Origin of the sequence: Streptomyces sp. NPDC058534, assembly GCF_042717365.1 — a bacterium.
Taxonomy (GTDB): domain Bacteria; phylum Actinomycetota; class Actinomycetes; order Streptomycetales; family Streptomycetaceae; genus Streptomyces.
The window spans coordinates 1-23,081 of sequence record NZ_JBHXNW010000094.1; the positions used below are offsets into that span (position 1 = coordinate 1).

Annotated in this window: 21 protein-coding genes, 1 tRNA gene and 1 pseudogene; 6 read left to right on the top strand and 17 right to left on the bottom strand. The window is 70.7% G+C overall.

The features are described 5' to 3' along the window. Window positions 1-60 precede the first annotated feature (60 nt). The gene (locus tag ACFWR9_RS37275) at window positions 61-504 is read right to left on the bottom strand and encodes a DUF6415 family natural product biosynthesis protein (RefSeq protein ID WP_383850521.1); all 444 of its coding nucleotides are present in this window, start codon (window positions 502-504) and stop codon (window positions 61-63) included. Between the two features lie 230 nt (window positions 505-734). Here ACFWR9_RS37275 and ACFWR9_RS37280 point away from each other — a divergent pair, with 230 nt between their 5' ends. Genes ACFWR9_RS37280 through ACFWR9_RS37290 form a run of 3 tightly spaced genes read left to right on the top strand, consistent with a single transcriptional unit; the run spans window position 735 to window position 2,378 of the window. Further along, complete coding sequence (locus ACFWR9_RS37280) at window positions 735-998, top strand: hypothetical protein (protein WP_383850524.1); 264 nt, start codon at window positions 735-737, stop codon at window positions 996-998. Continuing rightward, entirely contained in the window at window positions 967-1,497 is a 531-nt protein-coding gene (locus ACFWR9_RS37285) for a DUF6879 family protein (RefSeq protein ID WP_383850527.1), read from the top strand. Before ACFWR9_RS37280 ends, ACFWR9_RS37285 begins: the two co-directional genes overlap by 32 nt. 26 nt (window positions 1,498-1,523) lie before the next feature. Then, window positions 1,524-2,378, top strand: a complete 855-nt coding sequence (locus tag ACFWR9_RS37290; protein WP_383850529.1) for a helix-turn-helix domain-containing protein — start codon at window positions 1,524-1,526, stop codon at window positions 2,376-2,378. Window positions 2,379-2,488: 110 nt separating this feature from the next. Here ACFWR9_RS37290 and ACFWR9_RS37295 read toward each other — a convergent pair. From ACFWR9_RS37295 to ACFWR9_RS37310, 4 genes are all read right to left on the bottom strand, one after another. Beyond that, window positions 2,489-2,561, bottom strand: a tRNA-His gene (locus tag ACFWR9_RS37295). A gap of 122 nt (window positions 2,562-2,683) precedes the next feature. Continuing rightward, a complete protein-coding gene (gene orn, locus ACFWR9_RS37300) occupies window positions 2,684-3,286 on the bottom strand; it encodes an oligoribonuclease (RefSeq protein ID WP_383850532.1) in 603 nt (200 codons plus the stop codon). A gap of 156 nt (window positions 3,287-3,442) precedes the next feature. After that, window positions 3,443-4,624, bottom strand: a complete 1,182-nt coding sequence (locus ACFWR9_RS37305) for a helix-turn-helix domain-containing protein (RefSeq protein WP_383850533.1) — start codon at window positions 4,622-4,624, stop codon at window positions 3,443-3,445. Window positions 4,625-5,010: 386 nt separating this feature from the next. Continuing rightward, the gene (locus tag ACFWR9_RS37310; protein ID WP_383850536.1) at window positions 5,011-5,337 is read right to left on the bottom strand and encodes a hypothetical protein; all 327 of its coding nucleotides are present in this window, start codon (window positions 5,335-5,337) and stop codon (window positions 5,011-5,013) included. A 294-nt stretch (window positions 5,338-5,631) separates the two neighbouring features. Here ACFWR9_RS37310 and ACFWR9_RS37315 point away from each other — a divergent pair, with 294 nt between their 5' ends. Together ACFWR9_RS37315 and ACFWR9_RS37320 are read left to right on the top strand one after the other, a co-directional pair. Further along, a complete protein-coding gene (locus ACFWR9_RS37315; RefSeq protein WP_125495710.1) occupies window positions 5,632-6,159 on the top strand; it encodes a universal stress protein in 528 nt (175 codons plus the stop codon). 90 nt (window positions 6,160-6,249) lie between these two features. Further along, window positions 6,250-6,639, top strand: a pseudogene (locus tag ACFWR9_RS37320) (hypothetical protein); the annotation flags it as partial. Between the two features lie 174 nt (window positions 6,640-6,813). Here ACFWR9_RS37320 and glmS read toward each other — a convergent pair. From glmS to ACFWR9_RS37335, 3 genes are all read right to left on the bottom strand, one after another. Next, on the bottom strand, window positions 6,814-8,631 hold the full coding sequence (glmS, locus tag ACFWR9_RS37325; protein ID WP_383850539.1) for a glutamine--fructose-6-phosphate transaminase (isomerizing): 1,818 nt from the start codon (window positions 8,629-8,631) through the stop codon (window positions 6,814-6,816). A gap of 33 nt (window positions 8,632-8,664) precedes the next feature. Then, entirely contained in the window at window positions 8,665-8,922 is a 258-nt protein-coding gene (locus ACFWR9_RS37330; protein WP_383850584.1) for a hypothetical protein, read from the bottom strand. 76 nt (window positions 8,923-8,998) lie between these two features. After that, entirely contained in the window at window positions 8,999-9,880 is an 882-nt protein-coding gene (locus ACFWR9_RS37335; RefSeq protein ID WP_383850541.1) for a DUF4429 domain-containing protein, read from the bottom strand. A 102-nt stretch (window positions 9,881-9,982) separates the two neighbouring features. Between ACFWR9_RS37335 and ACFWR9_RS37340 the strand changes: the two genes are divergently transcribed. Then, window positions 9,983-11,599, top strand: coding sequence for a beta-N-acetylhexosaminidase (locus tag ACFWR9_RS37340; RefSeq protein WP_383850544.1), 1,617 nt, complete (start codon window positions 9,983-9,985; stop codon window positions 11,597-11,599). A gap of 77 nt (window positions 11,600-11,676) precedes the next feature. Here ACFWR9_RS37340 and ACFWR9_RS37345 read toward each other — a convergent pair whose 3' ends face one another. From ACFWR9_RS37345 to ACFWR9_RS37385, 9 genes are all read right to left on the bottom strand, one after another. Then, entirely contained in the window at window positions 11,677-13,446 is a 1,770-nt protein-coding gene (locus ACFWR9_RS37345; protein ID WP_383850546.1) for an IucA/IucC family protein, read from the bottom strand. Then, window positions 13,443-14,003 (bottom strand): GNAT family N-acetyltransferase, encoded by a 561-nt coding sequence (locus tag ACFWR9_RS37350; protein ID WP_383850549.1) that lies wholly within the window; start codon window positions 14,001-14,003, stop codon window positions 13,443-13,445. Before ACFWR9_RS37350 ends, ACFWR9_RS37345 begins: the two co-directional genes overlap by 4 nt. Then, entirely contained in the window at window positions 14,000-15,280 is a 1,281-nt protein-coding gene (locus tag ACFWR9_RS37355) for a lysine N(6)-hydroxylase/L-ornithine N(5)-oxygenase family protein (protein ID WP_383850552.1), read from the bottom strand. The genes ACFWR9_RS37350 and ACFWR9_RS37355 overlap by 4 nt, the downstream gene beginning before the upstream one ends. Beyond that, entirely contained in the window at window positions 15,264-16,706 is a 1,443-nt protein-coding gene (gene desA / locus ACFWR9_RS37360) for a lysine decarboxylase DesA (RefSeq protein ID WP_383850554.1), read from the bottom strand. The genes ACFWR9_RS37355 and desA overlap by 17 nt, the downstream gene beginning before the upstream one ends. Before the next feature lie 178 nt (window positions 16,707-16,884). Continuing rightward, on the bottom strand, window positions 16,885-17,781 hold the full coding sequence (locus ACFWR9_RS37365) for a siderophore-interacting protein (RefSeq protein ID WP_383850557.1): 897 nt from the start codon (window positions 17,779-17,781) through the stop codon (window positions 16,885-16,887). Between the two features lie 25 nt (window positions 17,782-17,806). Beyond that, window positions 17,807-18,853 (bottom strand): ABC transporter substrate-binding protein, encoded by a 1,047-nt coding sequence (locus ACFWR9_RS37370; protein ID WP_383850560.1) that lies wholly within the window; start codon window positions 18,851-18,853, stop codon window positions 17,807-17,809. 132 nt (window positions 18,854-18,985) lie between these two features. After that, complete coding sequence (locus ACFWR9_RS37375; protein WP_383850563.1) at window positions 18,986-20,146, bottom strand: acyl-CoA dehydrogenase family protein; 1,161 nt, start codon at window positions 20,144-20,146, stop codon at window positions 18,986-18,988. 6 nt (window positions 20,147-20,152) lie between these two features. After that, complete coding sequence (locus ACFWR9_RS37380; protein WP_383850566.1) at window positions 20,153-21,118, bottom strand: hydroxymethylglutaryl-CoA lyase; 966 nt, start codon at window positions 21,116-21,118, stop codon at window positions 20,153-20,155. After that, entirely contained in the window at window positions 21,115-23,061 is a 1,947-nt protein-coding gene (locus tag ACFWR9_RS37385; protein ID WP_383850587.1) for an acetyl-CoA carboxylase biotin carboxylase subunit, read from the bottom strand. Before ACFWR9_RS37385 ends, ACFWR9_RS37380 begins: the two co-directional genes overlap by 4 nt. Window positions 23,062-23,081: the final 20 nt, after the last annotated feature.

Sequence of the window (23,081 nt, forward strand, 5' to 3'; positions counted from 1 at the left end):
CTCCCCCCGCACCGGTGATGGCGGGGGGTGCGGGAGCCCTAAATTTGTACCTGTTTTTGATTATTGGGCCTCAGTTTGTGTGTATTCTAATGCCCGCGCCCCCCGGGGGGCGGGGCCCCAGGCGGTGATGTTCTGGTAGTGGTCGCACAGGGCGCGCAGGACGCGGGCCAGGCGGCGGGCGTAGCCGGCATCTCCGCCGTACCGGCGGCTCGGCTCGGCTCGGAGCTTGCCGCGGGCCTCACCGATACATGCGAGCGCGCAGTACCTGGGGATGCTCTCCCGGGGCAGCCTGGTGACGACGTTTTCCAGCTCGGGGATCAGGAGTTCGAGTTGGCCGCGCAGCGTTGCTGTGTGGGCAGCCAGCTCGTCGCCGACCGGGGGTAGGACGTCGGGTGAGCCGTCCGGTCCGAGTAGGAGCTCGGCCGTCTCCCGCATTGTCGCGAGGTCTGGCGGGGCGGTCTGCTGCTCCTCGGCCATTGCCTTCGGGGCGGTAGCTTGTTTCATGCTGACGTTCCTTCGCGGCGTCGGCCACACCCCGGGAGGTCATTACCTCGCCGGGGCTCTGTCGTCCCAGCCGAAGCTAAGAGCGTGATGTGCGGCACTGCCAATGATGTGCAGATCTGTGCACACATTCATGCTTTCGGGGGCGATGGGTCGATGGTGCTCTTGACTCAGGTGCCCTGGCAGGTGACCGTGGCGCACAGTCCTGCACACATCGAGCGTCGGAGGCAGCCATGTCATTACGGTTCATCGGCATCGACCCGAACACCGGGGACGAGGAGAGCCCCACGGTCTGGGTCGACGAGGAGAAGAAAGAACTCGTGCTGCAAGGGTGGAAGCCCGACGAGGCGACCGAGGCCGAGTGCGCCGGCTTCGAGGTGCCCGGCCACGCGGTCGGCATTCCCGACCACGAGGCCGTAGTCCGTATCCCCGCGAGGATGGTTCCGATGATCAGGGAGGCGTGCGATGCGGTCGAACGTGCCGGCCGCGTTCACTGATCTGCTGTCCGCCACTACCGGGGCCGCCGTCCACCTCGAGATGCGCGACAGCTACGCCGTGGATTACGAGGCCGGTCCCTTCGCAGAGTGGCGCCGAGGCTTCCGTCACGATCCTGCCGACCGCGTCTCCTGGTGGAGGCCCTGGCTCGACCTGGTGCAGGAGACCGCAGCCCGAGGCGTCGTTGTGCGCAGGGCCCGTATCGTCTCCGAACCGGTCAGCGAGTACACCCGCTACCTGTGCGACACCACCTTCACGAACGTGGCCGCCGGTGAGCAGGTCCGCTGGCTGCCCCGCCGCCAGGCATCGGACATCGCCCTGCCGGGCAACGACTTCTGGCTGTTCGACGACCATCTGGTGAGGTGGAACCACTTCAGCGGCGACGGGCGCAGTCTCGGCGGTGAGGTTACCGACGACCCAGCCGCCGTCAAGCTGTGCGCAGGGGCATTCGAAAATGTGTGGGCCCGGGCCACACCGCACGACCAATACGAGATCCACTGACCAGCACGCACCGGACAGGCCAGCTCATGCCCATCTCCCCCTCGTCCTCGGCGCAGGCCGCACGCCAAGTCGTGGCCCAGCGGCTGCGCGACATGCGCCGGAGCGCAGCGCTGACGATCACTGAGCTGGCCGACCGGTGCGACTGGCACCACTCGAAGACCTCGCGGATCGAGAACTCGCGCACCGCGCCGAACGCCACGGACATCCGCCTGTGGTGCCGGGCGTGCGACGCCCTGGACCAGGTCAACGACCTGATCGCCCAGTCCCTGCACGCCGAGTCCATGTACACCGAGTGGCGCACCCAGGTACGCGAAGGGCTCGCCGCTCTCCAGGGCCGCGAGCCCAGGCTGTTCCAGGACACCCGGCGCTTTCGGGTCTACTCGGCCTCGCTCGTCCCGGGCCTGTTGCAGACCGAGGGTTACGCCGCCGGCGTCCTCGGCATCAGCGCCACCTTCCGGGACGTCCCAGTCGACGACAGCGCCGAGGCCGCGCGAGCCCGGGTCGGCCGCTCCCAGATCATCCACCAGGCCGGGCGCACCTTCGTCTTCGCCGTCGAAGAAGCAGCTCTGCGCTACCAGGTGTGCGAACCGGATGCGATGGCCGCCCAGCTCGGCCACCTCCTCACCGCCGGGGCCCTGCCCCAGGTCTCCCTCGGCATCATCCCCGCAGTCACACCCCACCGAGGGCAGTGGCCCCGCGAGACCTTCCACATGTACGACGACCGGCTCGTCTCGGTCGAGCTGGTCTCCGCACGGGTGCGGATCACCCAGCCTTCCGAGATCGGTATGTACGCCCGGGCGTTCGAGGAACTGCGCGGCATGGCCGTGTACGGCGCCGACGCCCGTGCCCTCATCCTGCGCGCGATCGAAGCCCTGCACTGAGAGAAGAGGCCGTCAGAAGAGAGGATGAGCAGTCGATCCCCGGTTTCCCAGGGAAGCACAACAAGATCAAGGGCTGACCCGTTTCTACAGGTCAGCCCTTGATCATTCAGGGTGAGTGACGGGACTTGAACCCGCGGCCACCTGGACCACAACCAGGTGCTCTACCAACTGAGCTACACCCACCAAGGCCGGTGCTCGAATCCCGCATGGCGGGGTTCCCCGACCGGCTGAGAAAAAGTGTACAGGGTCCGAAGGGGTGCTCGCGCCCGGCTTTCCGGGCGCCGCTCCCCGGCGGACCCGGGCTCCTACCCGACCGGTACGACGTGCTTCGCGGCGATCGCCTTGGCGGTGTCGGAGTCCGGTCCGGGCTGCGGGACGAAGACCGCCTCCCGGTAGTAGCGCAGTTCGGCGATGGACTCGCGGATGTCGGCGAGCGCGCGGTGGTTGCCGTTCTTCTCGGGGCTGTTGAAGTAGGCCCGCGGGTACCAGCGGCGGGCCAGCTCCTTGATCGAGGAGACGTCGACGATCCGGTAGTGGAGGTAGTCCTCCAGTGTGGGCATGTCCCGCAGCAGGAAGCCGCGGTCCGTGCCGACCGAGTTGCCGCACAGGGGGGCCTTGCCGGGCTCCTTCACGTGCTCCCGTACATACGCCAGGACCTGCGCCTCGGCGTCCGCGAGCGTCGTGCCGCCGTCCAGCTCGGCGAGGAGGCCGGACGCGGTGTGCATCTCACGCACCACGTCCGGCATCGTCTCCAGGGCCCGCTCCGGCGGGCGGACGACGATGTCGACGCCCTCGCCGAGGATGTTCAGCTCGGAGTCGGTGACGAGGGCGGCAACCTCGATGAGCGCGTCGTCGGACAGCGAGAGGCCGGTCATCTCGCAGTCGATCCACACCATGCGATCGTTCATGCGGCCACTGTACGGTGGGCGCCTGTTTATAGGGTCCCCGGCGTCCGTGTGGGCCTTGCTGGGGGCTGCCGCCCCCAGGCCCCCGCTTCGGCCTGGACGGCCTCGTCCTCAAACGCCGGACGGGCTGGGAGCCCGTCCGGCGTTTCGAGTGTTACGTCACGGTGCGCCGCGCTGGCCGGGGACGCCGGCCGCCGCGGGTACCGGTGCCGCCGTGCGGCGGGTCTGGAACGGGACCGAACTCTCCGGTGAGAGGGCGGCCGGTTCCGGCGGGGCGGGCGGCCGGGAGGTGCCCGAGTCCGGGTCCACCGGGCGCTCGCTCTGGGGGCGCCGTGCCCGGTAGGCGGCCCGGTAGGCGGCGGGGGAGGACCCCAGCTGGCGGCGGAAGTGACCGCGCAGGGCCACCGGCGAGCGGAAGCCGCAGCGGCCCGCGACCTCGTCCACCGAGTAGTCCGACGTCTCCAGCAGGCGCTGCGCCTGCAGCACCCGCTGGGTGATCAGCCACTGGAGCGGCGCACTGCCGGTCAGCGACCGGAAGCGGCGGTCGAAGGTGCGGCGGCTCATGTAGGCCCGCGCGGCCAGCGTCTCCACGTCGAACTGCTCGTGGAGGTGCTCCAGCGCCCAGGCGACGACCTCGGCGAGCGGGTCGGCGCCGATCTCCTCCGGTAAAGACCTGTCCAGGTAGCGCTCCTGGCCTCCGCTGCGGCGCGGCGGCACCACCAGGCGGCGGGCCAACGCGCCGGCCGCCTCGTTGCCGTGGTCCGTGCGCACGATGTGCAGGCACAGGTCGATCCCGGCCGCGGTGCCCGCGGACGTCAGCACGTCGCCGTCGTCCACGAACAGCTCGCGCGGATCCACGTGCACCGACGGATAGCGCTTGGCCAGCGTCGGCGCGTACATCCAGTGCGTGGTCGCGGGGCGGCTGTCCAGCAGGCCGGCCGCCGCCAGCACGAAGGCGCCGGTGCACAGGCCGACGATGCGGGCGCCCTCCTCGTGCGCCCGGCGCAGGGCGTCGAGCGCGTCCTCCGGTGGCGGCGAGGTGATCGACCGCCAGGCCGGCACGACGACGGTGCCCGCGCGTGAGATCGCCTCCAGGCCCTGCGGCGCGGTCAGTTCGAGGCCCCCCGTGGTCCGCAGCGGGCCGTCCTCACCGGCGCACACCAGCAACCTGTAGCGCGGCACGCCGGCGTCCTGGCGGTCGATCCCGAACACCGACAGCGGTATGGAACTCTCGAAGATGGGACCGCCGCTGAACAGCAGCACCGCGACGATCTCCTTGCGGCGTCGCCCGGAAAGCTTCCGGGCGGCGCTTTCCGGCGCGGCAATGGAGTCGTGGCTCATACTGCTAAGCCCCCCTCGGTGGTCGCGGCACCCTCTACCCTTCGGGTCTGTCGCTCCAACACGTTTCCCCTCGGTCCTGCACGAGTCCCCCGCCGTAGACAGTCAAGATCGAATCTACTGTGTCCCGTCGCGCCGGGATGGCCGGTTCGGCACTTGGGACATTGTCGACATGGCAACTTGGCGTGAAGCAGTCGATCACGAAGCGTTGCACTCTGGGGCGCCCCAGGGAAGTGCGCCTTGTGTCAGTGGCCAATCCCCGTAGGGTGCGCGGGGTCCCCGAGGCCCTTTCCGTGCAGGTGGAACGGGGGATTGGGGGTGGTGAGGGGGGCAGATGAGCCACCCCTGGAAGTTGGCTGAAAAGAAGCGGAACTGTGCGCGGAAACCGGTCAGTCGACCGGTGTGTTTTCCCCAGCGTGCCGTCCACGCCCGCGCGCCCGCGCCACGGGCCTGCGCCGGCGGCCGCCCCGCCCCGCGCGCTCCCCGCCGCACGGGTGCGCGGCGAGGCGCTCGGACCGCCGCAGCAGCAGACGGCACACGCCGGTGACGGCGGCCAGGCCGAGGGCGGTGCCGGCCGTGCCGGCGAAGGACGCGCCGTACCAGAGGAGCGCGACCGGGACCAGGAAGCAGCTGAACGCCGCCCAGCGGACGAGGTCGGTGACACGGTCCCGGGATGGCGCGGACGTCGGCTCGGCGGTGCGGTGCGGTCCGGACACGGGTGCTCCCTGAGGCTGGCGGCATGGAGATCAACGCCCGCGCGGCGCGTCGGTCACGACCGGTCACCGACAGTTGAATCCTGTGCAAACCGCCTGTACAGGGCAGCAACCATTGCGTTGCGGGCGCCCCTCGGGCATGCTCCGGTGAACCCTGCGGCGGACCCTCCGCGGGATCTGGGCGAAGGAGGCGTGCCGCCGTACCCTTGGGGGTATGGGGTTGGGAAGACCATTCCCGGACACAGCTCAGCCGCCCACTGTTGGCCCCCCATAGAGGATATAAACGCCGAGACAGCCATGGCCGGTCACGAATTCTTCGAACCCGCGGACCGCAAGCGGCCCGTCGCCGAACCTACGGCGGCCGAGCCCCTGGCGGCCGAAGAGCCACGCCAGTCGTGCGACCCCGCCTTCAAGCACGGTGTCGTTGTCGGCTTCGACGGCTCCACCTCCAGTGAGCGTGCCCTCGCGTACGCCATCGGCATGGCATCCCGACTGGGTTCCGGCCTGGTCATCGTGCATGTCGCCAACCGACTGCCCACCACGGTGTGGGCCGGCTGCGAGCCTCCCGTCTTCGTGGACGTGCCGGACCACCGCACCGAGGTGCTGGGTCTGGAGCTGGCGTGCGCCGACTATCTCGCCGACGTCCCCTGGATCCTGGTCGAGCGCGGCGGCGACATCTGCCACGAACTCGAAGAGGTGGGCCGGGAGTACGAGGCGGACGCCATCGTCGTCGGCTCCAGTCACGGACTCGTGGGCCGGCTCTTCGGCTCCGTCGCCGGCCGGCTCGCCAAGCGGGCGAAGCGGCCCGTGGTGATCATCCCGTAACGTCCCGGTGGCTCGGCCGTCCCGGATGTCCCAGGCGGCTCCCTGTTCATGCAGCGTGAAGCTACCGACGCGTAGAGGTGCCGTGACCGTCTCGCCCAGTACGTCGGCGGCATCGCGCTCTTCGTCGCCGGTCTGCTCGCACTGCGCGAGAGCGACACCGCCCCCGGCACGGCCTTCACCGTCCTCGGCGCGCTCTGGTTCACCTGGGCCGTCTCCGCCGGCGTCTCCGCCGGCAACCAGGTCTCCGCCAACGCGGCGGGACTCTTTGTGCTCCTGTTCGCCCTCGTCGCCCTCACCCTCACGTTCGCCGGCGGCGACGCGCTCGGGCAGGGGATGTGCGGGCTGCTCTGCGTTTCCCTGCTGCTGCTCGCCGTCGGGGCGGGGGTGGTGGCCTGGTATGCGGCGACCGCGGTCCTGGCCCACTGGCCCACGTCGATGCCGGGGCGCGCTGCGGGCCGGGGAGTGACGGCCACCGGTTAGCTGCGCCGGCTGGGGGGTTGGGCGGCTCCCCGGCGATGGGACGCCCCCCCCCGCGTGTCTGGTGGCACACGTGGGGGGCCGTTCGGTTGTGTTGCCCGTGCGGGTGGGTGGGGTTGCTCGCGCCCACGCGGCGGAGCCGCAAATCGACACAGCCCCGCGCCCCTTCGGGGCGCGTTACTCCACCGTTACCGACTTCGCCAGGTTCCTCGGCTTGTCGATGTCCCTGCCCAGGGCCAGGGCCGTGTGGTAGGCGAGGAGTTGGAGGGGGATGCCCATGAGGATGGGGTCCAGTTCGTCCTCGTTCTTCGGGACGACGATGGTGTGGTCGGCCTTCTCCTGCTCCTGGTGGGCGACGGCGAGGATCTGGCCGCTGCGGGCCTTGATCTCCTCCATGGCCGCGCGGTTCTTCTCCAGCAGGTCGTCGTCCGGCACGATCGCGACCGTCGGCAGCGCGGGCTCGATCAGGGCGAGCGGGCCGTGCTTCAGCTCGGAGGCCGGGTATGCCTCGGCGTGGATGTACGAGACCTCCTTGAGCTTCAGGGAGGCCTCGCGGGCGACCGGGTAACCGCGGACGCGGCCGATGAAGAGCATCGAGCGGGCGTCGGCGTACTGGGCGGCCAGCTTCTTGACGTCCTCCTCCTGCTCCAGCATCTCGGCGATCTGCGCGGGCAGCTTGCGCAGGCCCTCGATGATCCGCTTGCCGTCGCGGACCGAGAGGTCGCGGGTGCGGCCCAGGTGCAGGGCGAGCAGCGCGAAGGCGACGCAGGTGTTGGTGAAGCACTTGGTGGAGACGACGCAGACCTCGGGCCCGGCGTGCACGTACATGCCGCCGTCGGCCTCGCGGGCGATCGCCGAGCCGACCACGTTGACGATGCCGAGGACGCGGGCGCCCTTGCGCTTCAGCTCCTGCACGGCGGCCAGCACGTCGTACGTCTCACCGGACTGGGAGACGGCGATGTACAGGGTGTCGGGGTCGACGACCGCGTTGCGGTACCGGAACTCGGAGGCGGGCTCGGCGTCCGCGGGGATGCGGGCCAGCTCCTCGATCATATGGGCGCCGATCTGGCCCGCGTGGTACGAGGTGCCGCAGCCGAGGATCTTCACGCGGCGCACGGCACGCGCGTCGCGGGCGTCCAGGTTGAGGCCGCCGAGATGCACGGTGGAGAAGCGGTCGTCGATCCGGCCGCGCAGCACGCGGTCCACGGCCTCGGCCTGCTCGTGGATCTCCTTGTGCATGTAGGTGTCGTGGCCGCCCATGTCGTAGGAGGCGGCCTCCCACTCCACGGTGGTGGGCTCGGCGGTGGTGCGGGTGCCCTCGGTGGTGTACGTGCGGAAGTCGTCCGCCTTGAGGGTGGCCATCTCGCCGTCGTCGAGGGTGACTATCTGGCGGGTGTGGGCGACCAGCGCGGCGATGTCCGAGGCGACGAACATCTCCTTCTCGCCGATGCCGAGGACGACCGGCGAGCCGTTGCGGGCCACGACGATGCGCTCGGGGAAGTCGGCGTGCATCACGGCGATGCCGTACGTGCCCTCGATGACCCGGAGGGTCTCGCGGACCTTGTCCTCCAGCTTCTCCGCCTCGGAGCGGGCGATGAGGTGGACGAGGACCTCGGTGTCGGTCTCGGAGAGGAACTCGACACCGTCCGCCTCCAGCTTGCGGCGCAGGTCGGCGGCGTTGTCGATGATGCCGTTGTGGACGACGGCGACCTTCTGGTCGGCCGACATGTGCGGGTGGGCGTTCGCGTCGGACGGGGCACCGTGGGTGGCCCAGCGGGTGTGGGCGATGCCGGTGGTGCCCTTGAAGCGCGCCGGGACCTTGGCCTCCAGGTCGCGGACCCGGCCCTTGGCCTTGACCATCTTCAGGCCGGCCGCCTTCGGGGACGTGACGACGATGCCCGCCGAGTCGTAGCCGCGGTACTCCAGGCGCTGGAGGCCCTCCAGGAGCAGGGGCGCGACGTCACGCTTGCCGATGTATCCGACGATTCCGCACATATATACGTAAACCTCGTGTTCCTCTTCGGCTTCTCAGCCGTAGACGATGCGGCGCAACTGACGGAGCGACAGCTCCGGCGGTGCCACCGCCCGGTATTTCAGTTCCGCCCCGATCCGTTCGAAGATCGTCGCGTTCACCAGGCCCTGGGTCTGGAGTTCGCGGTGGCGGCGACGGACGAATTCCTCGGTCGTCTCGTCGAAGTAGGCGAGCACGTCCTGGATCACGCGCAGCGCCTCGCCCCGGTTCAGGGGGGTGGACCGCGTCAGATGATCAACGAGTTCGTCGTGCACCCGGTAGATCCTGGAGTACGGGGCACGGTTATGCAAGAATCCTGCCCGATTTCGGGCAGGGTTCGGCGGGGGACGGTCAGAATCGCTTCAGTACCGCCTGCTTGGCCAGGTTGAACTCCTCGTCCGTCAGCACCCCGGAGCGGTGCAGTTCGCCCAGCTCCCGCAGCCGGCGCAGCAGCGCGTCGTGGTCGTCCTCGGCCGCGGGGGCCGGGGCGGGCGCGTCCCCGGCCGGGCCGGTCTTCTCCAGGGCGGCGGGGGCGGCCGGGTGCGGGAGGCGGGCCTGCACGGCCGCGGCCACCAGGGCCATCAGCGGGTCCTTCTTGAAGCCCCACAGCTCCACGGCGTTCGGGTCGTACTTCGGCGGCACCTTGCTCGGCGCGCCCCGCACGGTGAACCGGAGGTGGCCGTTCTCCATGCCCACCTCCGGCTGCCACTCCACCGAGAGGATGTCGCCGAGGGGGAGGGTGCGCGGACCCCCGGCCGACTTGGCGTCCTCCGCCTGCCACTTCCACTCCAGGCGCACCCGCTCGCCGTCGAAGCTCGCGATGCCGTCCCCGGCCGACACCGACAGCGGGACGGCGGGGCCCGGCAGCAGGTACGCGTCCACCGGGCCGGACGCGACCTGGTCGAGGAGCAGCGCGTTGCGCACCTCGTCCACGAAGTACTCGGCCACGCCGTACCGGTCGGCCTCCACGAGGAGCTGGTACGGGTCGTGCGGCTCGGTCAGCCGGCCTCCTGTCGCGTGCAGCAGGGGGTCGGCGCCGTCCCGCAGGCGCAGCCGCAGCCGGCCGGCTTTGCGGCCCTGCTCGAACGATATCCCCGCCAACGCCGACAGCGGGACGAGCAGTTCACCCAACTCCCGGCGCAGCAGGGCGACGCTCTTGTCGCGTCCAGGAGTCAGCCGCAGCGAGTCGCCGTCGAAGACCCACGTTCCGTCCTTCTGGATGATTTCCGCCATGCGCGGATTGTTTCATCGCTTCTGTGGGCGGCGATGGTGCGGGAGAGTGGTCTACACCCGTCCCCAACCCCCGTACCGCACACACGCGAAGGGAGCGCGCACGTGAGAGCACATCGACGGCACCACCGAACGACTCCCCACCGAACGACTCCCCGCACCAGCCGGCTGCTGGGATCGCTGCTGCTGGTGGCGGCGGCCTGCGCCATCACCACCGGCGCGGCACCCGCGCACCAGACGGCCGCGACCCCCCTGGACCAGGTGATCCCGGCCCCCGCCTCGGTCGACCCGGGCGGCGCCCCGTACCGCATCACCCGCTCCACCCACATCCGCGTCGACGACTCGCGCGAGGCCCGCCGCGTCGGCGACTACCTCGCCGGCGTCCTGCGGCCCTCCACCGGCTACCGACTGCCCGTCACCTCTTACGGCCACGGCGGCATCCAGCTGCGCCTGGCGAAGGGCTCCTACGGCGACGAGGGCTACCGCCTCGACAGCGGCCGCTCCGGCGTCACCATCACCGCCCGCGCGGCGTCCGGCCTCTTCCACGGCGTCCAGACCCTCCGTCAGCTCCTGCCCGCCGCCGTCGAGAAGGACTCCGTGCAGCCCGGACCCTGGCTGGTCGCGGGCGGCACCATCAAGGACACCCCGCGCTACGGCTGGCGCAGCGCCATGCTGGACGTCTCGCGGCACTTCTTCACCGTCGACGAGGTGAAGCAGTACATCGACCGCGTCGCCCTCTACAAGTACAACAAGCTCCACCTGCACCTCAGCGACGACCAGGGCTGGCGCATCGCCATCGACTCCTGGCCGCGCCTGGCGACGTACGGCGGTTCCACCGAGGTCGGCGGCGGCCCCGGCGGCTACTACACCAAGGACGACTACAAGGAGATCCTGCGCCACGCCGCCTCCCGCCACCTGGAGGTCGTCCCCGAGATCGACATGCCGGGCCACACCAACGCGGCCCTCGCCTCCTACGCCGAGCTGAACTGCGACGGCGTCGCGCCGCCGCTGTACACCGGCACCAAGGTCGGCTTCAGCTCGCTGTGCGTCGGCAAGGAGGTCACGTACGACTTCGTCGACGACGTCGTGCGCGAGCTGGCCGCGCTCACCCCCGGCCGCTACCTCCACATCGGCGGCGACGAGGCGCACTCCACGCCGCACGAGGACTTCGTGAAGTTCATGGACCGCGTGCAGCCGATCGTCGCCGAGTACGGCAAGACGGTCGTCGGCTGGCACCAGCTGGCCGGCGCGAATCCCGCCGAGGGCGCGCTCGTCCAGTACTGGGGCCTGGACCGCACCAGCGACGCGGAGAAGGCCCAGGTCGCCGAGGCGGCGCGGAACGGGACCGGGCTGATCCTGTCCCCGGCCGACCGGACGTACCTGGACATGAAGTACAACAAGGACACCCCGCTGGGCCTGTCCTGGGCGGGCTACGTCGAGGTGCAGCGGTCCTACGACTGGGACCCGGCCGCCTATCTCCCGGGCGCGCCGGCCTCCGCGGTCCGCGGTGTCGAGGCGCCGCTGTGGACGGAGACCCTCTCCAACCCCGAGCAGCTGGAGTTCATGGCCTTTCCGAGGCTGCCGGGCGTCGCCGAGCTGGGCTGGTCCCCGGCGTCGACGCACGACTGGGACACCTACAAGGTGCGGCTCGCCGCGCAGGCGCCGCGCTGGGAGGCGATGGGGATCGACTACTACCGCTCGCCGCAGGTCCCCTGGACGTGAACCCGACCTGACCGGAACGCGGTGACGGGCACCCCGGAGGACCGTCTCCGGGGTGCCCGCCTGTCCGTGGGGGCCGGTCAACGGCCCGCGAGCGGGTTCTCCAGCCGGCCGATCAGCTGGAGCGCGCCGGCCGGGTCGGCGAGGTCCACCATCTGCCGGTTGTCGCGCAGCTGGAGCCGGTTGAGGCAGGACAGCGCGAACTCGGGCGCGAACATGTCGTACCGGTCGAACTTGTCGGCCAGTTCCGGCACCGACGCCTGGTACTCGCGGGTGACCTCCGCGACCGTCCGCCAGAAGCCGTCCTCCTCCACGATGCCCTCGCCCGCGAGGTTCGCGGCGAGGAAGCGGAAGAAGCAGTCGAAGACGTCCGTGAAGATCGACAGGAGCTTCTTGTCCTCGGGCACGTCCACGGCGATCCTGGCGACGTCGGGCGGCAGCACCGCGTCCGGGTCCATCACCGCGATCTCCTCGGCGATGTCCTTGTAGATCGCCCGGCGCACCACCCCGTCCTCCAGGACCAGGATCACGTTCTCGCCGTGCGGCATGTACACCAGGTCGTAGGCGTAGAAGCTGTGCAGCAGCGGGACGTAGTAGGCGCGCAGGTAGTGCCGCAGCCACTCGGCGGGCGCGAGCCCCGACCGCTCGATCAGCGCGCCCGCGAAGGACGCGCCCTCGTGGTCGACGTGGACGAGGGAGGCCATGGTGGCGAGCGTCTCGCCCTCCTGGAGGGACGGCACCGGGCTCTCCCGCCAGAGCGCCGCCAGCATCTTGCGGTACGGCGAGTAGCGGTCGGTGGCCTGCTCGTACTCCAGGTGCCGGTAGCCGACGGCGGCCCGCTCCCGGATGATGCTCAGGCCCGTCGACTCCAGCACCGGGTCGCCCTCGATGAGCTGGGCGAGCCAGTCGTTGATGGCAGGCGTGGCCTCCATGTAGGCCGCCGACAGGCCGCGCATGAAGCCCATGTTGAGGACGGACAGGGCCGTCTTCACGTAGTGCTTCTCGGGGTGCGAGGCGTTGAAGAAGGTGCGGATGGACTGCTGGGCCAGGTACTCGTCGTCGCCCTCGCCGAGGCAGACCAGGTGCCCGCGGGCGACCTCGGCGGCGAAGGTGACGGTGAGCTTGTTCCACCACTGCCAGGGGTGGACCGGGATGAACAGGTAGTCGGCCGGGTCCAGGCCCCGCTCGCGCAGGACGCCGTGGAAGCGGTCGACGGTCCGCTCGCCCAGCTCGTCCCGGACGAAGGACTCGTACTCGATCCCGACACCCGCCGTGAACGCCGCCCGGGAGCGGTGCGCGGCCAGCCACACCAGCCGGACCGGGCTCGCGGTCTCGGGGGCGTAGGACAGGTACTCGTGGATGCCGAAGCCGAGCCGCCCGTTGTTGGCGACGAAGCACGGGTGGCCCTCGGTCATGCCGGTCTCGACGGCCTGGAAGTCGCCGCGGGCCAGCTCGGCCGAGGTGATTTCCGGCTTGGTGAGTTTGTAGCAGGTGCCGGAGAGGGTGGAGGAGATCTCCTCCAGGTAGACCGGCAGGATCTCCTCGCTCAGGCCCAGCGTCTTTTGCAGCTCGACGAAGAAGTCCAGCGCGGCGAGCGGAAGTTCGGCCCCGTCGCGGTGGCGGGTGATGGAGGCGGCGTCCACCTGCCAGTGGTCCAGGGCGCGGACGGTGGCCGTGAAACGGTAGCGGGTCTGGCCGTCGTCGCTGCGGACGACGTACTCCTCGCCGTCCCGCTCGGGGGAGAACAGCCGCTCGTGCGTGAACTCGGCCAGGGCCTTGCGGATCAGGAGGCGGTTGGCCTGCTCCCAGCGCTCGGGGGAGAGGTGGGCGACGGCGTCGGCGAGGCTCATGCGGACACCGCCTTCTCGAACTGGTCGCGGGTGCAGAAGCTCAGCAACGCCTTCTTCTCCGGCTTCTGGATCTCGCGCTCGGGCACGAATCCGACGGCTGCGTTCAGGGCGTGGACGGCCTTGTTGTCGATGTCCGGCTCGACGACGACGCGGGCGGTCGCCGGGTCGGCGAACAGCTCGGTCATGACGGCGGTGATGACGGCGCGGGTGAAGCCGTGCACCGGGCGGTCGGTGGGGGCGACCAGGAAGTGCATGCCGACGTCACCCGGCTCCGGCTCGTACAGGCCGGTCAGCTCGCGGTGGACCGGGTCGTACCGCTCCATCAGGAAGGCGGGGACGCCGTCGTGCAGGCCGATGCGGGCGTCCTGGTGCGGGTCGGCGGCCACCTCCATGTACGCCCGCTCGACGTCGACGAGTTTCGCCTCCTGCATCATCCAGAACGCGGACTTGGGGTGAGTGAGCCAGCCGTGCAGCAGCTCGGCGTCCTTGAGCGGGTCGAGGGGGCACAGGGTGAGGGCGCCGATCCTCGCGGTGGGGGCTGTCGTGGGGGTGGTCATGCGCTGAACTCCTGGAACGCGATCGACTTCTCGACCGGGTAGTACTCGGTGCCGAGCAGCTCTCGGACGATGTAGCTGTTGCGGTAGGCGCCCATACCCAGGTCGGGGCTGGTGACGCTGTGCGTGTGGACGCCCGCGTTCTGCAGGAACACGCCGCTGCCCGTGACGTCCACGGCGTAGTTGCGGGCCACGTCGAAGTTGCCGTGGGAGTCGTAGCGGAGCCGGTCGCGGACGGGCTTGAGGAACTCCGGCTCGGCGTACCGGTACCCGGTGGCCAGGACCAGGCCCTGGGTGTCGATCTCGAAGTCGCTGCCCTGCTCCTCCTGGCGGAAGCCCAGGGTGTACGTGCCGTCCGCGTACCGGGCGCTGGTCAGTGCCGAGTTGGTGAGCAGGCGGGTGGGGACCGGGCCGCCCAGTTTCTTCTGGTAGAGCAGGTCGAAGATGTCGTTGATCAGGTCGCCGTCGATGCCCTTGAACAGGCCCTTCTGCTCGGCCGTGAGGCGGTAGCGGGTGGGCTCCGGCAGCGCGTGGTAGTAGTCCACGTACTCCGGGGAGGTCATCTCCAGCGTGAGCTTGGTGTACTCCAGTGGGAAGAAGCGCGGGGAGCGCGTCACCCAGTTGAGCCGGTAGCCGTGGACGTCGATCTCGCTGAGCAGGTCCTGGTAGATCTCGGCGGCGGACTGGCCGCTGCCGACCAGCGTGATCGACTCCTTCTGCACCAGCTCCGCCCGGTGCCGGACGTACTGGGAGTTGTGCAGGAAGTCACCGGCCAGGCCTCGGCAGGCGTCGGGGATGTGCGGCGGGGTGCCGGTGCCGAGGACGAGGCGGCGGGCGCGGTAGGTGTCGCCGGCCGTGGTCGCGACGGCGTACAGCTCCTCGCGCTCGTCGTACGTCACCTCGGTGACCGTCGTGGAGAAGCGGACGCTGCTCAGTCTGTTCGCGGCCCAGCGGCAGTAGTCGTCGTACTCGACACGCAGCGGGTAGAAGTTCTCCCGGATGTAGAACGCGTACAGCCGGCCCTTCTCCTTCAGGTAGTTGAGGAAGGAGTACGGGGAGGTCGGGTCGGCGAGCGTGACCAGGTCCGACATGAACGGGGTCTGGAGGTGGGCGCCGTCCAGGAACATGCCGGCGTGCCACGCGAAGTCCGGCTTGGACTCCAGGAAGACGCCGTTCAGCCCGTCGATGGGCTCGGTGAGGCAGGCGAGGCCGAGGTTGAAGGGGCCGAGGCCGATCCCCACGAAGTCGTACGTGGCACTGGCTTCAGGAAGCGCGGTCAAGGGACTCTCCCAGGTACTGCTCGGCGTGGCCGGCGATCAGGTCGAGGACGGCGGCGATGTCGGCCGTGGTCGTCTCGGGGTTGAGCAGGGTGAACTTCAGGTAGTGGCGTCCGGCCACCTTGGTGCCCGCGACCACGGCGTCGCCGGAGGCGAACAGGGCCCGGCGGGCGTACAGGTTGGCGCGGTCGATCTCGGCGGGGTCGGTGACGGCCGCCGGTATGTAGCGGAAGACCAGGGTGGACAGGCTCGGCTCCACGACGACGTCGTAGCGCGGGTCGCCGGCGATCAGCCGCCAGCCCTCGGCGGCCAGGTCGCACACCTCGTCGAAGAGCTGCCCGATGCCGTCGGCGCCCATCACGCGCAGCGTCATCCACAGCTTGAGCGCGTCGAAGCGGCGGGTGGTCTGGAGCGACTTGTCCACCTGGTTGGGGATACGTTCCTGCACCATGCGGCGCGGGTTGAGGTACTCCGCGTGGTAGGTGGCGTGGCGCAGGGTGGCCGCGTCCCGCACCAGCACGGCGGACGAACTCACCGGCTGGAAGAAGGACTTGTGGTAGTCGACGGTGACCGAGTCGGCGCGCTCGATGCCGGCCAGCCGGTCCCGGTACTTCAGGGAGGCGAGCAGCCCGCAGCCGTAGGCCGCGTCCACGTGCATCCACACCCCGTACTGCTCGCACAGCGCGGCGATCTCCGGGAGCGGGTCGATGGAGCCGAAGTCGGTGGTGCCGCCGGTGGCGACGACGGCCATGGGGACGAGGCCGTCCCGCGTGCAGCGCTCCAGCTCACGGGCGAGGGCGACGGTGTGCAGGCGCTTGTCGTGGTCGACGGGGATCGAGACGACGGCGTCGGGACCGAGGCCGAGCAGTTTCGCCGACTTCTGCACGCTGAAGTGGCTGACCTCGGAGGCGAAGACGCGCAGGTCGGCGAGGGAGTTGGTCTTGGCCTCCTCGCGGGCCAGCAGCAGCGCCTGGAGGTTCGACTGGGTGCCGCCCGAGGTGAACACGCCGTCGGCGGCGGGGCCGAGGCCGATCCGGTCGGTGGTCCAGTCGATCAGCTTCCGCTCGATGAGCGTGCCGCCCGCCGACTGGTCCCAGGTGTCCAGGGAGGAGTTGACGGCGGAGAGCACAGCCTCGCCGAGCACCGCCGGGATGACGACGGGGCAGTTGAGGTGGGCGAGGTAGCGGGGGTGGTGGAAGTAGACGGCGTCACGGAGGTAGACGTCCTCCAGCTCGTCGAGGACCGCAGCGGTGTCGTGCAGGGGCCGGTCGAGGTCGATCTCGTCGATGCGGGGGGAGAGGGCGTCGACCGTGACACCGGTGAACGGGCGGTCGGTGGTGGCGAGTTTGGCGGCCACCCGCTCGACTCCTTCGGTCACGGAGCGGCGGTACTGCTCCGCGGTGGTGTCGTTGAGCAGGTGCGAGCGCATGTGGGGGTCCTCCGGTGGGGACGGTCCGAGAGGGAGAGGAAGAGGGAAGGGCGGGAAAGGGCGGAAGGGGCGGAGCCCTGGGTTTATTTAGGTTAGCCTAACCTAAGTAGAGTGGATCAAGCGTAGCCCCGTGCGTGACTGCCGTCACTCGCGTGTACGGCAGTAAGGCCCCCCGGTCTCAGCCCTGTTCGCGGAGCTGTTCCTCCGTCAGCCCCTGGCGCCAGTAGCCGACGAAGGTGACGCGCCGCCGGTCGATGCCGCGCTCGCCCACGAAGTGCCGGCGCAGCAGCTTGACGCAGCCCGACTCGCCCGCGATCCAGACATAGGGGTGCTCGGCGTGCGGCAGCCGCGCGTCCCGCAGGGTGGCCAGGGTCGCCTCGGGACCGCCGGTGACGTCCCTGACCAGCCAGGTGATCTCGGCGTCCGCCGCCGTGTCGAGGTCCTGCACGTCCTCGGCGTGCGGCACCTCCAGCCAGACCCGGGCGCGGGTGCCGGCGGGCAGCGACTCGACGATCGCGCAGGCGGCCGGTACGGCGGTCTCGTCGCCCCAGATCACCACCAGGTCGGTGTCCTCGGGCGGCCGGAAGCGGATCGCCCGGTTGTCGGCGGCGGCCGGGCCGAGCAGCAGGACGCGGTCCCCGGCGGTGGCGGCGGCGGCCCAGCGGGCGGCGGGGCCGGCCTCGAAGGCGGCGCCGGGTTCGAGGCCGTGCAGCACGAAGTCGATGTCGATCTCGGCGGTGTTGCCGTCGGCGTCCCGCCGATGCGCCCGCAGCGTGTACGAGCGCATCACCGCCCGCACGTCGTCCGGGAGTTCACGCCACGCCTGCCACCACCCTCCCCCACTCTCGGCTTCGCTCGAGCGGGGGGACCCCCATCCCCGCTCCACGGGTACCGCGGGCTCCGATTGGCCCGGGTGCGGCAGGAACAGGGACAGGGACTGGTCGAGGCCGTCCGAGTGGAAGGCGCGCAGGTCGTCCCCGGCGAAGGTGACACGGGCCAGAGACGGGCCGAGCCGCCTCGTCCGTACGACCTGGAGGGAGAAGAAACGGAACGGGGCGGCTACGGCCGTCGTCATGGCGTGCTCCGGGAGACGGAGAAGGTCAGCCGACCTTCTTGGCGTTCTCGATGGCCTCGGCGAGGTTGTTCAGCAGCGGCGTGCACTTGTCGTAGGACAGGATCGGCTCGGGGGAGCGGGAGATGACCTGGCCGGCCTTGACCGCGGGGAGCTTCTTCCAGGTGCCCTCGGTGATGTCCGCGGGCTGGATGGTGGAGGCGCGGTCGTCCATGATGATGACGTCGGCCGGGTACTTGTCGACGTTCTCCCAGCTCAGACTCTCGAACCAGCCGCCGGTCGCCTTCTTCGCCTCCTCGGAGGGCTCGACGAAGTTCACGCCGAGGGCCTTGAAGTACTCCAGGTCCACGGAGAAGTTGGTGCCGGAGACGTAGAAGAGGTCGGGGCTCGCGGAGCCGGCCAGGACCTTGATCTCGGGCTTCGCCTTGGCGGCGGCGCGCAGCCGGGCGGCGGCCTTCTCGAAGGCGGCCTTGGCGTCGGTGACCTTCTTGGCCTTCATGTCCGCGCCGAGCGACTCGGCCAGTTCCCACATCCGCTGGAGCGGCTTGGTGAGCTGACGGTCGAAGACCGAGACGGCCACGCTCGGCGCGAGCTTGGCGACCTTGTCCTTGGACTCCTCCGGGACGGACCAGAGGGTGCCCGCGGTGTCGAACGTCGTGGTGATGAGCACCTCGGGGGCGAGGGTCGCGTACTTCTCGACGTTGAGCTTGCCCCACTCGTTGCCGAGGACCGTGACCTTGTCGACGTCGAGGTCGCCGGCCTGGACGTCGGGCTTGCCGTCCTTGGTCGTGGTGGGCCCGAAGACGCCCTTGACCTGGACGCCGTAGTCCCACAGGGCGGCGGCGACACCGGTGAAGGCGACGATGCTCGTGGGCACCGCGTCCAGCTTCACGGTGGTGCCGCGGTCGTCCTTGAAGGACCAGGGGCCGGACGTGCCGGCGCCCGCGTCGTCGCCCGAGCCGCCGCTCTTCGCGTCGTCGTCCCCGCAGGCCGCGAGCACGGCACCGAGGCCGATGGCGCCGCCGGCGGCGAGGATTCCGCGGCGGGTCGGGTGGGCAGCTCTGGCGTTGGGCATGGTGTGACTGCTTTCGAACGGTGCGGAGCTCCGCGGGACAATTCGAGGGTAGGTTAGCCTAACCTCAGATCTTGTCCAGGGGGTGGGGCCGGAGTGCGGCCCGGCCGCCCCACCCCGCGACGGTGCGCCGTCTCAGCTCACCAGCCCCAACTCCCTTGCGATCAGCATCCGCTGGACCTCGCTGGTGCCCTCGCCGATCTCCAGGATCTTCGCGTCCCGCCACATGCGGGCGACCGGGTACTCGTTCATGAACCCGTAGCCGCCGTGGATCTGGGTGGCCTCCCGGGCGTTGTCCACGGCCACCGTCGACGAGTACAGCTTCGCCAGCGCCGCCTCCTTCTTGAACGGCTCGCCCGTCACCAGGCGCGAGGCCGCGTCCCGCCAGGCGAGGCGGGAGGTGTGGGCCTTCATCTCCATGTCGGCGATCTTGAACTGGATGGCCTGGTTGGCGCCGATGGGCTTGCCGAAGGCGTGACGTTCCTTCGCATACTTGACCGACTCGTCCACGCAGCCCTGCGCGAGTCCCGTACCCAGCGCGGCGATGGCGATGCGCCCCTCGTCCAGGATGCGCAGGAACTGGGCGTAGCCGCGCCCCTTCTCGCCCAGCAGGTTCGCCGCCGGGACCCGTACGTCGGAGAAGGACAGCTCGCGGGTGTCCGACGCGTTCCAGCCGACCTTGGAGTAGGGGGCGGCCACCGTGAAGCCCGGCGTGCCCGACGGGACGATGATCGCCGAGATCAGGGGCCGGCCGTCCGGCTTGCGGCCGGTGACCGCCGTGACCGTCACCAGGCCCGTGATGTCCGTGCCCGAGTTGGTGATGAAGCACTTGGTGCCGTTGATCACCCACTCGCCGGTCGCCTCGTCGAGCCGGGCCGTCGTGCGTGTCGCGCCCGCGTCCGATCCGCCGTCCGGCTCGGTCAGGCCGAAGGCGCCCAGGATCTCGCCGGAGCACAGCCGGGGCAGCCACGCACGCTTCTGCTCCTCGGTGCCGAACAGGTGGACGGGCATCGCGCCCAGCGAGACCCCCGCCTCCAGCGTGATCGCCACCGACGAGTCGACCCGGGCCAGTTCCTCCAGGGCGATGCCGAGGGCGAGGTAGTCGCCGCCCATGCCGCCGTACTCCTCCGGGAACGGCAGCCCGAACAGGCCCATGCGGCCCATCTCCCGGACGATCTCGTACGGGAACTCGTGCCGCTCGTAGAAGTCGCCGATCTTGGGCGCCACGACGTCGTGGGCGAACGCCTCCACCGTGCGGCGGAGTTCTTCCAGTTCGGGGGAGAGCTTGTGGTCCATGGCTGTTCACTGCTCCTGGTCGGAGTCGGCGCCCGAGCCGGCGAGGGCTCGTACGGTGCGGGACGGGCTGGGTCGGCCCAGGTGGGCGGCCATCCAGACGCTGGTGGCGACGAGACGGCCGAGGTCGACGCCGGTGTCGATGCCGAGGCCGCGCAGCATCCACAGGAGGTCCTCGGTGGCGAGGTTGCCGGTGGCGGACTTGGCGTACGGGCAGCCGCCCAGGCCGCCGGCGGAGGCGTCGACCGTCGTGACGCCGTGCCGCAGCGCGGTCAGCGTGTTGGACAGGGCCTGGCCGTAGGTGTCGTGGAAGTGCACGCCGAGCGTGTCCACGGGGACGCCCGCCGCGGTGAGCGCGGTGAGCAGGGCGCTGACATGGCCCGGGGTCGCCACGCCGATGGTGTCGCCGAGGCTCAGTTCGTCGCAGCCCATGTCCAGCAGGGCCCGGCAGACCCGCACGACCTGCGGGACGGGGACGGCGCCCTCCCACGGGTCGCCGAAGCACATCGACAGGTAGCCCCGTACGTGCACGTCCGCCGCCTTCGCCCGCGCCACCACCGGCGCGAACATGGTCAGGGCCTCGTCCAGCGTGCGGTTCAGGTTGGCCTTGGCGAAGGACTCCGTGGCGCTGGCGAAGACCGCCACCCGCCGGGCGCCGAGCGCCAGCGCGCGGTCCAGGCCCCGCTCGTTCGGCACCAGGACGGGGAGGTCGACCGGCAGGTCAGCTACCGCCGGGAACAGCTCCTCCGCGTCCGCCAGCTGCGGCACCCACTTGGGGTGCACGAAGCTCGTCGCCTCGATGGTGGTCAGGCCCGTGCCCGCCAGGCGGCGGACGAACTCCGCCTTCACCGCCGCCGGGACGATCGCCTTCTCGTTCTGCAGGCCGTCGCGGGCGCCCACCTCGTGGACGCGGACGCGGGCGGGCAGGCCCTCGGCCGGCACGGTCATGGGCAGGCCCAGCTCGGGGGTGTTCACGCCGTCTCCTCCTCCCCGTCCTCTGTCGGGGTGATGACCGCCAGTACCTGGTCCATGGCGACCGTGGTGCCGGGCGCGACGTCCAGTTCGGCGACGGTGCCGGCGTGCGGGGCGGAGATGACGTGCTCCATCTTCATCGCCTCCACGACCAGCAGGCTCTGTCCGGCGGCCACCTCGTCGCCGACGGCGACCTTCACCACCGTCACCGTGCCCGGCATGGGCGCGGTGAGCGAGTCGGCGCCCGCGTGGGCGGAGCGGGTGAGTGACGCGGCGACCGGGTCGTGGTCGCGCACGTGCCAGGCGTCGCCGTCGCGGCCCAGCCAGTCGGCGGCGCGGTGGAAGGTGTGCCGGACACCGTCGAGGGTGACGGCCACCTGGTCGTCGGTGACGGTGTGGCTGCCGCGCGGGGAGTGCGTGACGGGTTCAAGTCCCGTGGCCCGCATCGGGAAGGCCACCGGCTTCGGCTCGCCGCCCGTGCGCCAGCCGTCCGGCACCGAGAACGGGTCCGTCCAGCCGTCCCCGCGCGGACGCAGCGCGTCCAGCCGTACGGCCGCAGCCGCCTCGTACACCTCCTCCGGTACGTCCGTGGAGACCAGGCCGTCGGCCTCGCGCTCCACCAGCCCGGTGTCCAGGTCGCCCGCGACCACCGCCGGGTGCGCGAGCAGCCGCCGCAGGAACCCGGCGTTGGTCTGCACGCCCAGCGTCACCGTCCGGGCCAGGGCCGCCCGCAGCTTGCGCAGCGCCGTCTCCCGGTCGGGGCCGTACGCGATCACCTTGGACAGCATCGGGTCGTAGAGGCTGCCGACCTCGCTGCCCTCGCTGAGCCCGGAGTCGGTGCGCACCCCGTCGCCCTCGGGCTCGCGCAGCCGCAGCACCGTGCCGCCGGAGGGGAGGAAGCCGCGCGCGGGGTCTTCGGCGCACAGCCGGGCCTCGACTGCGTGCCCGGTCAGCCGGACGTCCTCCTGCGCCAGGCCCAGCGGCTCGCCCGCCGCCACCCGCAGCTGCCACTCCACCAGGTCCAGGCCGGTGACCAGCTCGGTCACCGGGTGCTCCACCTGGAGGCGGGTGTTCATCTCCATGAAGTAGTACGACGACGGGTCGCTGCCCGGCACGATGAACTCCACCGTGCCCGCGCCCCGGTAGCCGCAGGAGCGCGCCGCCTGCACGGCGGCCTCGCCCATCGCGGCGCGGGTCGCCTCGTCGAGGAGCACACTGGGCGCCTCCTCGATGATCTTCTGGTGCCGGCGCTGGAGCGAGCACTCGCGCTCGCCCAGGTGCACCACGTTCCCGTGGCCGTCGGCCAGGACCTGGATCTCGATGTGCCGGGGCCGGTCGACCCAGCGCTCCACGAGGAGCGTGTCGTCGCCGAAGGAGGCGCGGGCCTCGCGGCGGGCGGCGGCGATCTCGTCGGCCAGCACGGCGGCGTCCCGCACCAGCCGCATGCCCTTACCGCCACCGCCGGCCGACGGCTTGAGCAGCACCGGGGTGCCGATCTCGCGGGCGGCGTCGGCGAGCTGGGCGTCCGTCAGCCCGCTGCCGCTGGAGCCCGGGACGACCGGGACCCCGGCCGCCTTCACCGTCTCCTTGGCCCGGATCTTGTCGCCCATCAGGGCGATGGCGTCGGCGGGCGGCCCGATGAAGACCAGCCCCGCCGCCTCGCAGGCCCGCGCGAACCCGGCGTTCTCGGCGAGGAAGCCGTACCCCGGGTGGACGGCCTGCGCGCCGGTCCGGGCGGCGGCCTCCAGCAGCCGCTCGACGGACAGATAGCTCTCCGGCGCCGGCGCCGGACCGATCCGTACCGCCTCGTCGGCCTCGCGCACGTGCCGCGCGTCCGCGTCGGCGTCGGAGAAGACCGCCACCGAGCGCACGCCCATCGCGCGCAGGGTCCGGATGACACGCACCGCGATCTCACCGCGGTTGGCCACCAGTACCGTGTCGAACATCAGGCTCCCCATCGAAGTCC